12 protein-coding genes are annotated in these 12,906 nt (G+C 60.7%); 8 read left to right on the forward strand and 4 right to left on the reverse strand.

Translation table 11 applies throughout. From position 1 onward, the window contains the following. Nucleotides 1-6 precede the first annotated feature (6 nt). A complete protein-coding gene (locus AB4O16_RS03360; protein ID WP_460156989.1) occupies nucleotides 7-1,092 on the reverse strand; it encodes an ABC transporter substrate-binding protein in 1,086 nt (361 codons plus the stop codon). Nucleotides 1,093-1,616: 524 nt separating this feature from the next. Here AB4O16_RS03360 and AB4O16_RS03365 point away from each other — a divergent pair. Together AB4O16_RS03365 and AB4O16_RS03370 are read left to right on the forward strand one after the other, a co-directional pair. Beyond that, nucleotides 1,617-3,275: a nitrite/sulfite reductase gene (locus tag AB4O16_RS03365; protein ID WP_460156990.1), complete on the forward strand. Its 1,659-nt coding sequence runs from the start codon at nucleotides 1,617-1,619 to the stop codon at nucleotides 3,273-3,275. Then, nucleotides 3,259-3,753, forward strand: a complete 495-nt coding sequence (locus AB4O16_RS03370) for a DUF934 domain-containing protein (protein WP_150719222.1) — start codon at nucleotides 3,259-3,261, stop codon at nucleotides 3,751-3,753. The genes AB4O16_RS03365 and AB4O16_RS03370 overlap by 17 nt, the downstream gene beginning before the upstream one ends. An 85-nt stretch (nucleotides 3,754-3,838) precedes the next feature. On the opposite strand, the gene sohB is transcribed toward AB4O16_RS03370, so the two are convergent. Next, a complete protein-coding gene (gene sohB, locus AB4O16_RS03375) occupies nucleotides 3,839-4,861 on the reverse strand; it encodes a protease SohB (protein WP_160386230.1) in 1,023 nt (340 codons plus the stop codon). A 201-nt stretch (nucleotides 4,862-5,062) separates the two neighbouring features. Here sohB and AB4O16_RS03380 point away from each other — a divergent pair, with 201 nt between their 5' ends. From AB4O16_RS03380 to AB4O16_RS03400, 5 genes are all read left to right on the forward strand, one after another. Then, entirely contained in the window at nucleotides 5,063-5,776 is a 714-nt protein-coding gene (locus tag AB4O16_RS03380; RefSeq protein WP_460156991.1) for a histidine phosphatase family protein, read from the forward strand. Between the two features lie 60 nt (nucleotides 5,777-5,836). After that, nucleotides 5,837-6,151 carry an SCP2 sterol-binding domain-containing protein gene (locus AB4O16_RS03385; RefSeq protein WP_007976511.1) on the forward strand — a complete coding sequence of 105 codons (315 nt, stop codon included), beginning with the start codon at nucleotides 5,837-5,839 and terminating at the stop codon, nucleotides 6,149-6,151. Nucleotides 6,152-6,287: 136 nt separating this feature from the next. After that, nucleotides 6,288-7,151 carry a LysR family transcriptional regulator gene (locus AB4O16_RS03390; RefSeq protein WP_160386234.1) on the forward strand — a complete coding sequence of 288 codons (864 nt, stop codon included), beginning with the start codon at nucleotides 6,288-6,290 and terminating at the stop codon, nucleotides 7,149-7,151. A gap of 106 nt (nucleotides 7,152-7,257) precedes the next feature. Further along, nucleotides 7,258-8,403 (forward strand): sterol desaturase/SRPBCC family protein, encoded by a 1,146-nt coding sequence (locus AB4O16_RS03395; protein WP_460156992.1) that lies wholly within the window; start codon nucleotides 7,258-7,260, stop codon nucleotides 8,401-8,403. Beyond that, a complete protein-coding gene (locus tag AB4O16_RS03400) occupies nucleotides 8,400-9,482 on the forward strand; it encodes an SMP-30/gluconolactonase/LRE family protein (RefSeq protein WP_160386238.1) in 1,083 nt (360 codons plus the stop codon). Before AB4O16_RS03395 ends, AB4O16_RS03400 begins: the two co-directional genes overlap by 4 nt. 140 nt (nucleotides 9,483-9,622) lie before the next feature. On the opposite strand, the gene AB4O16_RS03405 is transcribed toward AB4O16_RS03400, so the two are convergent. Then, nucleotides 9,623-9,856 carry a DUF465 domain-containing protein gene (locus AB4O16_RS03405; protein WP_160386239.1) on the reverse strand — a complete coding sequence of 78 codons (234 nt, stop codon included), beginning with the start codon at nucleotides 9,854-9,856 and terminating at the stop codon, nucleotides 9,623-9,625. A gap of 217 nt (nucleotides 9,857-10,073) precedes the next feature. Here AB4O16_RS03405 and AB4O16_RS03410 point away from each other — a divergent pair, with 217 nt between their 5' ends. Beyond that, entirely contained in the window at nucleotides 10,074-10,595 is a 522-nt protein-coding gene (locus tag AB4O16_RS03410; RefSeq protein ID WP_460156993.1) for a DUF4142 domain-containing protein, read from the forward strand. A gap of 16 nt (nucleotides 10,596-10,611) precedes the next feature. Here the strand turns inward: AB4O16_RS03410 and AB4O16_RS03415 are convergent, their stop codons facing one another. Continuing rightward, a complete protein-coding gene (locus tag AB4O16_RS03415; RefSeq protein WP_460156994.1) occupies nucleotides 10,612-12,723 on the reverse strand; it encodes an ATP-binding protein in 2,112 nt (703 codons plus the stop codon). Nucleotides 12,724-12,906 lie beyond the last annotated feature (183 nt).

The following is a 12,906-nucleotide window of genomic DNA, read 5'->3' on the forward strand; positions in this document are numbered from 1 at the left end:
AGCGACTCAATGCATCAGGGTTTGCAGGGTGAACGGATAACGATAGGAGGTCGGCCGACCCTTGGCGGACAGTTTGTGAAAGTCCACACCGAAGTCCTGCGCGGCGCCCATCGCCAGCAGCCGCTTGGCCTGTGTCCGGTCGATGAGCTGTAGCAGCGGAATCTGCCGGTCCCGGCCGCCGTACTGGCTGATGTCCACGCCTTCATCGTAATCATGCAATTGCACCAGCGCCCAGCCGCCCAGGCTGAAATGCCCGCCCAGCAACACGCTGAGGCGGCGGTCGAGCAGTGCCTGCAACGCCGCGGGTGAATTGTTGATCGCGCCGAACAACACGCCTTTGCCTGGCTCACCGCCGGCCTCGACATACGCCTGCATCACACCGAACACCATCTCGTCATTCGCGGCCCAGACCAGAGCCGTCTGCGGGTAGCGCTTGAACAACAGCCTGGCCTGCTCATAGGCGCGTTGCCGGGTCCAGCCGCCGTACACCAACTGCCGCAAACGCACTTCGGGATGCTCGGCCAGAGCACGCCGCATGCCTCTCTCGCGGTACTGCGCGGACGGGGTGATCTTCAAGCCGGAAAAGGCCAGCAGATCAATCGTCTGGCCAGGGGCTACCGGGCCGTGCTGGCGGATCAGGTCCTTGAGCATCAGGTAGCCGCCCTCCTCGTCATTGGGCACCAGGCTGCCGAGCAGGTCGGGGTATTTGTCGGGGCGTGCGCCGATGAGCTTCATCTGATCCGGGGTCAGGGCGTTGTTGACCATGAACAGCTTCACCCCGCTGCCTTTGGCCAGGCGCAGGATTTCGGGGGCGATGTATTGCTCGTTGACGAACACCAGGTAGTCGGGACGATGGTAGCCCTGAAGGGCTTCACGAGCCTGGTGGATGGTGTTTTCCGGGACGCGGTCGGAATACTGGATGCGCAGGTCCATCCCCAGGTCGGTCGCCGCGGCCTGCATGAACTGCGAGTAACTCGCCCAGAAAGCTTCCGTCGGGGTTCCAGGATTCAGGAACAGCACTGACGCCGCCTGGGCACAGGGTCCCACGACCATGCCCAGCGTCAGTAATACGCCATACAGAAACTTCAACATTGGTCGTCCGAGCCCCCGGAAATTCGCCGCGCATTATAGCCAGCGAACGTCCGTGAAACGGCGATTTTTCCGGTTTTTGTCGGACAATCGTCGCAACCGGGCCCGGGCGCAGTCGTTTACTGGTGGCTGACCCAGAAAACCGCCGTCCCCACGACCAGGATGATCAGGAACAAGATTGCCCAGGCATCAACGCTGCTATCGCTTTTCCTTGCTTTGGTTGGGTTGCTCATTGCATCGCCTCTTGTCGGTTTTATCGGTGATTGCATAAAGACACGAGCAGAGTAAAGACGACGATTGCCCTCATCACAAACAGGGTCTTTGCAACAACGATTCTCATTAGGCGATTTGGTTCTTTACATATGCTCAAACATCACTTTTACGCATAAACGCAAACTGGTATCGTGCCCCGGCTCCGTAGGGAGTGCGCGGCCGTGCGCGCAGAATTGCCGAGGTTTTATCGGACGCCAGCAAGCCAAAAAAACGCCGCTGTTTCCGACCGGCCCAAGCCTGAGAACAGGACTTATATGTACGTATACGACGAATACGATCAGCGGATCATCGAGGACCGCGTCAAGCAGTTCCGTGATCAGACCCGACGCTATCTGGCAGGCGAGCTGAGCGAAGAAGAATTCCGCCCCCTGCGCCTGCAAAATGGCCTTTACATCCAGCGTTTCGCGCCGATGTTGCGAGTCGCCGTGCCTTACGGCCAACTGACTTCGCGCCAGATGCGAATGATGGCCAAAATTGCCCGCGACTACGACAAGGGCTACGCCCACATCAGTACCCGGCAGAACGTGCAGTTCAACTGGCCGGCCGTGGAAGACATCCCGGACATTCTCGCTGAACTCGCCACCGTGCAGATGCACGCGATCCAGACCAGCGGCAACTGCCTGCGCAACGTCACCACCGACCAGTTTGCCGGTGTCGCCGCCGACGAACTGATCGACCCGCGCCCTTGGTGCGAAATCGTGCGCCAGTGGACGACTTTCCACCCGGAATTCGCCTACCTGCCGCGCAAGTTCAAGATCGCCGTCAACGGTTCGACCTCCGACCGCGCCGCCATCGAAGTCCACGACATCGGCCTTGAGCCGGTGCACAACGCCGCTGGCGAACTGGGCTTCCGTGTGCTGGTCGGCGGCGGCCTGGGCCGTACGCCAGTAGTGGGGGCTTTCATCAATGAGTTCCTGCCGTGGCAAGACCTGTTGAGCTACCTCGACGCCATCCTGCGTGTCTACAACCGCTATGGCCGTCGCGACAACAAGTACAAGGCGCGGATCAAGATCCTCGTAAAAGCGCTGACGCCTGAAGTCTTCGCACAGAAAGTCGATGCGGAAATGGAGCACCTGCGCGGTGGCCAGACCACATTGACCGAAGCCGAAGTGCATCGCGTCGCCAAACACTTCGTCGACCCGGACTACAAGGCCCTGGACAACCAGGCCGCCGCCCTGGCCGAGCTCGATCAGCAGCACCCGGGTTTTGCCCGCTGGCGCGTGCGCAACACCCTGGCCCACAAGAAGCCGGGCTACGTGGCCGTGACCCTGTCCCTGAAGCCGACCGGTGTTGCACCGGGCGACATCACCGACAAGCAGCTCGACGCCGTGGCCGATTTGGCCGAGCGTTACAGCTTCGCGCAACTGCGCACCTCCCACGAGCAGAACATCATTCTGGCCGACGTCGAGCAGGACAAGCTGTTCGTCCTGTGGGGCGAGCTGCGCGAGCAAGGCTTCGCCACGCCGAACATCGGCCTGCTGACCGACATCATCTGCTGCCCGGGTGGCGATTTCTGCTCCCTGGCCAACGCCAAGTCGATCCCGATCGCCGAATCGATCCAGCGCCGTTTCGACGACCTGGACTACCTGTTCGACATCGGCGAACTGGACCTGAACATCTCCGGTTGCATGAACGCCTGTGGTCACCACCACGTCGGCCACATCGGCATCCTCGGGGTGGACAAGAAAGGCGAAGAGTTCTATCAGGTTTCCCTCGGCGGCAGCGCCAGCCGTGACGCCAGCCTGGGCAAGATCCTCGGCCCGTCCTTTGCCCAGGAAGCCATGCCTGACGTGATCGAAAAGCTGATCGACGTGTACATCGAACAACGTACCGAAGACGAACGCTTCATCGACACCTATCAGCGTATCGGTATCGACCTCTTCAAGGAGCGTGTCTATGCAGCGAATCATTAAGAACAACGAGGTCGTCGACGAGACCTGGCACCTGCTGCCCAAGGACTTCAACATCGACGAGATCAGCAACTGCGACGACCTCATCGTGCCGTTGCAGCTGTGGCGCGAACACAGCCGCATGCTCCAGGCCCGCGACGGCGGCCTGGGCATCTGGCTGGACGCCGATGAAGAAGCCGAGGAAATCGGTGAGGACGTGGCGCAGTTCCAGGTCATTGCCCTGAACTTCCCGGCCTTCACCGACGGTCGCAACTACTCCAACGCCCGCCTGCTGCGTGACCGATATGGTTTCAAGGGCGAATTGCGGGCCATCGGCGACGTGCTGCGTGACCAGTTGTTCTACATGCATCGCTGTGGTTTCGACGCGTTCGCCATTCGCGCCGACAAGGATCCGCACGAAGCCCTTGAAGGCCTCAAGGACTTCTCGGTGACCTATCAGGCCGCTACCGACGAACCGCTGCCGCTGTTCCGTCGCCGCTAAGTACACCGCACAACAAAAAGCCCTGAGTCGCAAACCGACTCAGGGCTTTTTTGTATTCGGCGATCAATCCGCAATCAGCGTGTCGTTACCAGAAGCGTTGCTGGGTCAAACGGCTCCACCAGCTCAGCAGCACGCGATCGACCGAGCCGCTGGCAGCCATGCCGATGCGCTCCGGCAGGCTTTTGCGTTCGGCGTAATGCAAGTGATAGAGCTCGGACTTGCTGGCGCGCTCGGCCAGGTATTCGTCGCTGGTCTTGAGTTCGTCCACCAGTTGTTTGTCCAGTGCCGCGACACCGAGCCAGATTTCGCCGGTGGCCACTTCATCGATTGCCAGTTGCGGGCGATAGCGCGACACGAAGTTCTTGAACAGTTGATGGGTGATGTCCAGGTCTTCCTGGAACTTCTCCCGCCCCTTCTCGGTGTTTTCGCCAAACACGGTCAGGGTGCGTTTGTATTCACCGGCGGTCAGCACTTCGAAGTCGATGTCGTGCTTCTTCAGCAGGCGATTGACGTTAGGCAACTGTGCCACCACCCCGATCGAGCCGAGGATCGCGAACGGCGCGCTGATGATCTTCTCGCCGATGCAAGCCATCATGTAGCCGCCACTGGCCGCGACCTTGTCGATGCACACGGTCAGGGGAACGCCGGCGTCACGGATACGCGCCAGTTGCGAGGACGCCAGGCCGTAGCTGTGAACCATGCCACCGCCGCTTTCCAGACGCAGCACCACTTCATCCTTGGGCGTGGCGAGGGTCAGCAGTGCGGTGATTTCATGGCGCAGGCTCTCGGTGGCCGAAGCCTTGATATCGCCGTTGAAATCCAGCACGAACACCCGGGGTTTGGCTTCGGGTTTTTTCTTCTGTTTCTTGTCGGTCTTGGCCTGGGTCTTGCGCAGGGCCTTGAGCTGATCCTTGTCGAGCAAGGTCTGCTCCAGGCGCTCACGCAGCCCCTTGTAGAAATCATTGAGCTTGCTGACCTGCAACTGGCCGGCGGACTTGCGCCGCCCCTTGCTGCGCAATGCGGCAAAACTGGCCAGGACCACCAGAATGGCGATCACCAGGGTCACGGTCTTGGCCAGGAAAATGGCGTACTCGGACAAAAACTCCACAGGGACTCCTTAGACGATGCGCGGCATCAACGCGCGCGGGATACCACCAGCATACTCATGCACCGGCCTTGCGACCAGCCGTGACACCTCTGGTTACAGGCGTGTAACGAGCATTTCAAACAAGCGTATGTTTTTTCATTGACAGCTCAACGCCATCCTCATAACCTCGCCAAACCTTCAACGTACCGGGATGACGCGGACGTGGGCAGCATCTACTTGATTCGACATGGCCAGGCCTCCTTTGGTGCAGACGACTACGACGTCCTGTCGCCAACCGGTATTCGTCAGGCTGAAATCCTTGGCCGGCACCTGGCTGAACTCGGGATCAGCTTCGACCGCTGCCTGGCAGGGGATCTGCGCCGCCAGCAGCACACGGCCAATAGCGCGCTGGAACAATTCGCCGCCGTGGGCCTGCCGGTGCCGTTGCTGGAAACCGACTCCGCCTTCAACGAATTCGATGCCGACGCGGTGATCCGCGCGCTGTTGCCGGCGATGCTGGCTGACGAACCCGAAGCGCTGCATATCTTGCGCAACGCCGCGCAAAACCGTGCCGAGTTCCAGCGAATCTTCGCCCTGATCATCGAGCGCTGGCTCGCCGGCACCTACGACACGCCGGGGCTGGAAAGCTGGCTGGGATTTGTCGAGCGGGTTCAGGCCGGTTTGCAGCGTATCCTCGACCAGGCCGACGACAACACCCAGAAGATCGCCGTGTTCACCTCCGGCGGCACCATCACCGCCCTGCTCCACCTGATTACACAAATGCCTGCCCGGCAGGCCTTTGAATTGAATTGGCAAATCGTCAACACCTCGCTCAACCAGCTCAAGTTTCGTGGTCGCGAGGTGGCGCTGGCTTCCTTCAACAGTCATGCGCACCTGCAACTGTTGAAGGCCCCGGAACTCATCACGTTTCGCTGAGTCCGGACTATTGTGACCCTGGCTGTAATCAGCTTCTATTACCCAAGAAAGGATCGAACCATGACCTCCGTAGCAGACGCCGTACAAGCAATGAAAGCCAAGTTCAACCCAGCCGCTGCTGCCGGTCTGGACCTGGTCTTCGGTTTCCGCATCGACGACACCAAGAACTTCTCGCTGATCGTCAAGAACAGCACTTGCGAGCTGCAGGAAGGCGAGAACCCGGACGCCCAGGTGACCCTGGTGATGGATGGCGAAACCCTGGAAGGCATCGTCGACGGTTCGACTGACGGCATGCAAGCGTTCATGGGCGGCAAGCTGCGCGCTGAAGGCGACATGATGCTGGCGATGAAACTGTCCGAGCTGTTCCCGTCGTAAGCACCCGGCTCCCGGTCTTCGGGAGCGTGCCTGCTGCAAACGAATCCCGCCCTTAGTGGCGGGATTCGTCGTTTTTGGCCTGCCACATTTTTGGTGGTGCTCTTACAATGCGAGCACTTACAACACCGGCCACCCCATGGACATCGACCTCGCCCGCACCTTCCTCGAAATCGTCCGCCACGGCAGCCTGGCCGCGGCTGCCGAGAAGCTCCATGTCACCCAGACCGCCATCACCGCGCGGGTGCAGAAACTCGAGAGCCAGCTGGGTAGCACCCTGTTCGTGCGCAATCGCGCCGGCGCTCGCCTGACGCCCAACGGTGAAGCCTTCGTGGTGTACGCCAATCAACTGGTGCAAACCTGGGAAGCGGCGCGGCGTGACCTGCCCCTGCCCGAGGGTTATCGCGACGTGCTGCACATCGGTGGCGAGGTGAGCCTGTGCAACCCGTTGATGCTCGGCTGGGCCGGCGAAATCCGCGAGCACATTCCCAGCCACGCCTTGCGCATGGAAATCCGTGACGGCGAAAACCTGCTGCGCCAACTCGAGTTGGGCGTTCTGGATGCCGCGCTGGTGTATCAACCCGAGTATTGGCCACGCTTGCAGGTCGAGCAGATTCTTGAAGAAAAGCTGATTCTCGTGCGCCTGGCCGACAAGCCCGATCCCTATGTGTACATCGACTGGGGCGCCGATTTCCGACGCCAGCACGATGCCGCCCTGCCGGAAAAAGCCAAGGCCGCACTGAGTTTCAACCTGGGCCCGCTGGGTTTGCAGTACCTTCTGGAAAACGGCGGCAGCGGTTATTTCCGCACCCGTGTCGTGCAGAGTTATCTCGATAGCGGCGCCCTGGAGCGGGTGCCCAAGGCTCCGGAATTCAACTACCCGACCTATCTGGTCTACTCCCGCGATCGTGACTCGCCGACGCTGCAACACGCCTTTGATTTGCTGCGCAAGGTGATCGATTCCGACGAAGACTGGTCGCAACGCTGGGACCCGCTGACCTGAGTCCGGTTTGCACCGGATCATGGCGGTTGTGTCCTCAAGGTTCGCTCCGCCAGGACACTGGAATCGACTAATCTGCTGGAGATAACAATAACCACAGGTGATTGCAGTGAGGCAGACCACCGAAGGATTCCGAAGCCGTTACCGCGCCGCCATTCATCCTCTCTACAACCCTTGGCTGCACGGGGCTTTTGTCCTGTTGTTCGGGGCACTGGCGATCAGCGTTTTCTGGAGCAACGTGCATCAGGTACGGCCGGCGCAATGGCTGGCAGTGCCCGTCACGCTGCTGCTGTTCAACCTCGGCGTGTACACGGTGCATCGCCACCTGGGTCATCATAAAAAAAGCTTCGCCCGGCTGTTTTATGCCCGTCACGCCGGCGACCACCACAGCTTTTTCACCCCCGGCCACATGACCTGGGACGGTGCCCGCGACTGGCGGGTGATTCTGTTTCCGGCATGGCTGATCGTTTTGCACACCCTGGCCGTCGCCCTGCCCCTGTGGTGGCTGCTCAAGCACATCGACACCAACGTCGCCGGGTTGGTCGGCGGCGTTCTTGTCCTCGGTTACCTGGCTTATGAAGTGTTTCACGCCTGCGAGCATCTGCCGCCAAACAACCCGGTCACGCGGTTGCCATGGATCCGCCAGATGCGCCGGCTGCACGAACTGCATCACCGCCGCGAACTGATGCAGGAGCGTAATTTCAACATCGTTTTCCCGCTGATGGACTACCTGTTCGGCACCCTGTACTGGGAGCCGGAACCTGCGCCGCTCAACCCTGCGAGGACGCCCATGACCCGCATGCAGCATCAGATCGTGATTACCGGAAAGCCCGTCGATGTCCTGGCCTACGCCAGTACCGTGACCCTTTGGCCGCAATGGCACCCGTCGTCGCTGCATATCGATGGGCCAAAAGGTCCGTTGCATGCCGGCGCACGTTTCGAGGAAGACATCCGCGCCGGGGGCCGCGACGGGCACTTGAGCTGGGAGGTGGCGGAGTATCTGCCCGGAAGGCGCTGGAGTGCCCGGGCCCGGGGTGATCATGGCCTGTCGCTGGTGGTGACCTACGAATGCGAAGGCAGCGGCGCGGACACACGTTTCGTGCGCACCCTGGAGTATCAATTCAGCGGCCTGGCGATGCGGATTGCCAACCGCTTGTTGCTCAAGCGGCGCATCGACCGGGAATCGGCGGCATCGATGCTGGCCTTGCGCAACATGGCCCACAAATACCTGGCGGCGACAGGGGTCAGCGCGTGAGCAAAATCTTCAAGAGCCTGTTGCTGGCCATAGTCGTCATCGGCGCGTTCCTGCTGTTGATGCCGACCAAGGTTCGACCGGTGGCCTGGGCACCCCAACCGGCGCCATCCCTCACCAGCGGCATCTACGCTGAGAATCAGCGACTGCGGGGAATGGAGCGCGTCGGCGCCGCTGACATCGACGGACCGGAAGCCTTGTTGCTGGAAAACGACGACACCCTCATCACCGGCCTGCACGACGGTCGCCTGATCAGCACCAGCGTGGATGGCAAGAGCAGAAAAGTCCTGGCCGACACCGGTGGCCGGCCACTGGGCCTGGCCCGGCATCCCAATGGTCTGCTGGTGATCGCCGATGCCGTCAAGGGCCTGTTGTCACTCGACGCCCAGGGTCGCCTAGTGGCCCTGACCACAGAGGCCGGCGGTGTGCCCTTCGGTTTTACCGACGATGTGGTCATCGACAAACCCGGTCACTACGCCTATTTCAGCGATGCTTCGAGCCGCTTCGGTTATGGCCACGACGGTGAGGCCGTGATCGAACACGGCGGCGACGGTCGACTGCTGCGTTATGACTTCCAGAGCGGCAAGACCACGGTGGTGCTGGACAAGCTGGAGTTTGCCAACGGCGTGGCCATGGGACCGGACGATGCCTACGTGCTGGTCAACGAAACCGGCGCCTACCGCATCAGCCGCTATTGGCTGACCGGCCCCAAGGCCGGCACCCATGACCTGTTCATCGACAACCTGCCGGGCCTGCCGGACAACCTGTCGTTCAATGGGCACGACCGGTTCTGGGTAGCGCTGTATGCCCCCCGAAACGCCTTGCTGGACGGCACGGCGGCGCATCCGTTCGTGCGCAAGATGATCGTGCGGGCCCTGACCATTTTGCCCAAACCCGTGGAAAAACGCGGTTTTGCCCTGGGCCTGGACCTTGAAGGCAAAGTGATCGCCAACCTGCAGGACAACAGCAGCGACAGCTACGCACCGATCACCACGGTGCGCGAGTATGGGGACTGGTTGTATTTTGGCTCGCTGAAAGCGCAGCACATGGCGCGGTTGCCTTTAAGCAAGGCATTGCAATGATCAGTTCGCCGGGATATCCGGGCGGGGTCATGAGGCACCTCGTTGAGAGCCGTTATATCGGTCCCTGTGCATTCGAGGTGCCGGTTCGGTTTGCCGTTCCAACTTTTCAGCCACCGATCGTCGGTGGCAGGCACGCTGGATCAGGACGACGGGCCAAGCTGCCTGACGATCTTGTCCTTGACCAGTAGACGCGCCTCCTTGAGTTTCCTTACGGTGTCATCGTTGGATTTGGCCTCCTCTGCTTTCACCACTTCGGCATCCGCCTGGGAATACTTGTTAAGCAGTGAATCCAGTAACGGATCCTTGGTGCGTTTCTGCTGGATTTCTTCCTTTGAGCGTTTCAGATCCTGATAAAGGTCATGTGGCACCGGCATGGAACACCTCCGTTTGTTGATCGGTAGCGAAACGCGATCAATTGCGTTCACCAACTATCAGAATGGCCTCGGATAGCCCGTTATGTCGACCACCCGTCAGACCAGCGGTGCCCGTTCGTCGTCCTGTCGCAAATGCGATAAAACCTTTGCCGACGCTGGCGCCTCCACCGGTTAACGATCATTCGATCTTCTTTGAAACCTGCGTGGAGAAACATCAATGGACGGATTCAACGTGCGTCACCTGGCCCTGGTCATCGCAATGAGCAGTTTCATGGGCAGCGCCCTGGCTGCCACTTCCAATGATTTTGTCGACAAAGCGGCTGCCGGCGGGATCGCCGAAGTCGAGGCCAGTCGGCTTGCCCTGGAAAAAAGCGGATCGGCCGACATCAAGAAGTTCGCCAACATGATGATCAGCGATCATTCCAAGGCCAACGATGAGCTGGCCGCCCTGGCGAAAAAACACGACATCGAAGTGCCGGACAGCACGACGCTGACCAAGCAGGCCAAGGAAAAAATCCTCGACATGCGCGATGAATCCTTCGATGCGGCCTATGCCGACAATCAGGTCAAGGCGCATGAAGAAGCCATTGAGCTGTTCAAGAAAGAAGCCAATACGGTGACGGACGACAAGGTCAAGGGCGCCACCGAGCTCAAGGGCTTCGCGCAAAAAATGCTGCCGGCCCTGGAAAAACACCTGGAGATGGCGAAGGCACTGCAAGCCGCCCATCCGGATAAATAGACGCCATCAATACAGCTCAGCCGTTCAGCACCCTGCGCACCATCTGCCTGAGCGCGTCCGGATTGTAGGGCTTGCTCAGCAGGTGGGTGTCGGGGCTGAGCTGGTGATTGCGCGAGATGATGTCGCGGGTATGCCCCGAGGTGAACAGCACGGCCACCGGCGGCTCCTGTACTTTGGCCCAGGCCGCCAGGTCCGAACTCTTGATCAGGCCGGGCATCACCACGTCGGTGAATATCATGTCCACCGCCAGCCCTTCCATCAGCATTTGCATGGCGACGTCACCGTTGGTGGCCGTGAGAATCTGATAACCCTCTTCGCGCAACAACTCCACCACCGATACCCGCACGGCCTCGTTGTCTTCAACCACCAGGATGCGTTCGTGCCCGCCCCGTTGCGGCACATCGGGGCTCGGGGTTTCACTGGCTGCCGCGCGCAAGGTGCGCGGGAAGAACAACTGCACCCGCGTGCCCTGCCCGACGTCGCTGGCGATTTCGATATGCCCGCCACTCTGCTTGACGAAGCCGAACACCATGCTCAAGCCCAGTCCGGTGCCCTGCCCGTCGGCCTTGGTGGTGAAGAACGGCTCGAACGCCTGGGCCAGTACCTGCGGCGGCATGCCGACGCCGGTATCCGCCACGGACACCCGCACGTAGTCCCCGGGGGCAATGCCCCTGCCGGCACAAAATTCGCGATCGAGGACGATGTTTTCCGCACAGAGGTCGATCACGCCTTCGCCTTCAAGGGCATCCCGGGCGTTGATCGCCAGATTGAGAATGGCGTTCTCCAGTTGGTTGCGATCGACAAACACGCTCCACGAATCTTCCGGCGCCGCCATGTGCACCTGCAGGGTTTCACCCAAGGCACGCAGCAACAATTCCGCCAGGCCATCGAAAATCTGCCGCAACGTGAACACCGCCGGCGACAAGGGTTGGCGACGGGCGAATGCAAGCAATTGCGAGGACAGCTTGGCACCGCGCTCGACCGCGGCAATCGAAGCCGCGACGCGGCGCTGCACATTGGCGTTGTCCGGCTCATGGCGCGCGAGCAGGTGCAGGTTGCCGGCGATCACTTGCAACAGGTTGTTGAAGTCATGGGCCACACCACCGGTGAGCCCGCCGATGGCTTCGAGTTTCTGTGACTGGCGCAGTTGTTCTTCCGCCGTCAGCCGCGCCTCGACCTCATCGGCCACCCGCTGTTCGAGATTGCGGGTGAACTTGAGCAGGGACTCTTCGGCGATCTTGCGCTCGTGAATGTCGATCAGCACGCCGGGAAAACGAAACGCCTTGCCCTGCTCGTCGAATTCGCAACAACCGCTGGCAAGCACCCAGAGGTAATGGCCGTCGGGGCTCTGGATCCGGTACTCGACGTTGTAGGGCTCGCCAGTCTCGACCGACAGAGTGACACGTTCCTGAACCCAGCCGCGGTCGTCCGGATGGATCCGGCCTTGTGCGATGTCCTGGGGCAGATTTTGCAAGTCTTGTCCGGGCGGATAGGAAAACGTGCTGGCGAAGCGCTCGTCACCCGACAACACGTTGCTCTTGATGTCCCAGACGAATGAGCCGAGCAAGGCGCCGGCGTTCAATGCCAGGCGCACTCGTTCGTTATCCGCGCGATAAGCGTCTTCGGCCGCCTGTCGCCGACTTTCGGAGATCACCCGTTCCGTGGTTTCCACCACCATGGCCATGACCCCGGCCGGACGCCCGTCGTCGCCGGCCACCGGGCTGTAGTAGAGGTCGAGCCAGACATCCTCGGGAACGCCGTCACGCAGTAACACCAGGTCTTTGTTGCGATAGGACAAGGTGCCGCCCGCCAGGCAAGTGTCCACCACGTGGCGATTGAATTCGGCGACCTCGGGCCAGCCCAGTTCGACCGCGGAACCCAGCAGGTAGGGATGACGCCCACCGGCAAACTTCGAGTAGGCGTCGTTGTAGATCATGTACCCCGACTGTCCCCAGAGCATCACCATCGGCAGCGGCGAAGCGAGCATCAACTGCACCGCGCTGCTCAGGCTCTTCGACCATGAATCGAGCGGGCCCAGTTCGGTCAGGCTCCAGTCGAACGCACGAATGCGCCCGGCCATTTCGCCGTTCCACCCGGCACACCCGTGGCTATCCTCTAGAAACTGCATCGGCTGGCTCTATCCCGGTAAATTGCACCCGTTTGTTTCGAGCGTCGCGAAGACTATTCGTTTCATAGAGGTATAGCTGATTCTCGCGGGCCACCGGAGATCCCCTGTGGGAGCGGGCTTGCCCGCGAAGGCGGTGTGTCAGAAGACATCAATGTTGAATGTACCATCGCCTTCGTCGGAACG

The organism is Pseudomonas sp. S2_H10, assembly GCF_054668285.1.

Excerpts from the sequence above, each read along its gene's own strand:
- AB4O16_RS03405 (WP_160386239.1), bottom strand. The coding sequence starts at position 9,856 with ATGCCGGTGCCACATGACCTTTATCAGGATCTGAAACGCTCAAAGGAA.
- AB4O16_RS03390 (WP_160386234.1), top strand. The coding sequence starts at position 6,288 with ATGGACATCGACCTCGCCCGCACCTTCCTCGAAATCGTCCGCCACGGC.
- AB4O16_RS03410 (WP_460156993.1), top strand. The coding sequence starts at position 10,074 with ATGGACGGATTCAACGTGCGTCACCTGGCCCTGGTCATCGCAATGAGC.
- AB4O16_RS03370 (WP_150719222.1), top strand. The coding sequence starts at position 3,259 with ATGCAGCGAATCATTAAGAACAACGAGGTCGTCGACGAGACCTGGCAC.
- AB4O16_RS03415 (WP_460156994.1), bottom strand. The coding sequence starts at position 12,723 with ATGCAGTTTCTAGAGGATAGCCACGGGTGTGCCGGGTGGAACGGCGAA.
- AB4O16_RS03365 (WP_460156990.1), top strand. The coding sequence starts at position 1,617 with ATGTACGTATACGACGAATACGATCAGCGGATCATCGAGGACCGCGTC.
- AB4O16_RS03360 (WP_460156989.1), bottom strand. The coding sequence starts at position 1,092 with ATGTTGAAGTTTCTGTATGGCGTATTACTGACGCTGGGCATGGTCGTG.
- AB4O16_RS03385 (WP_007976511.1), top strand. The coding sequence starts at position 5,837 with ATGACCTCCGTAGCAGACGCCGTACAAGCAATGAAAGCCAAGTTCAAC.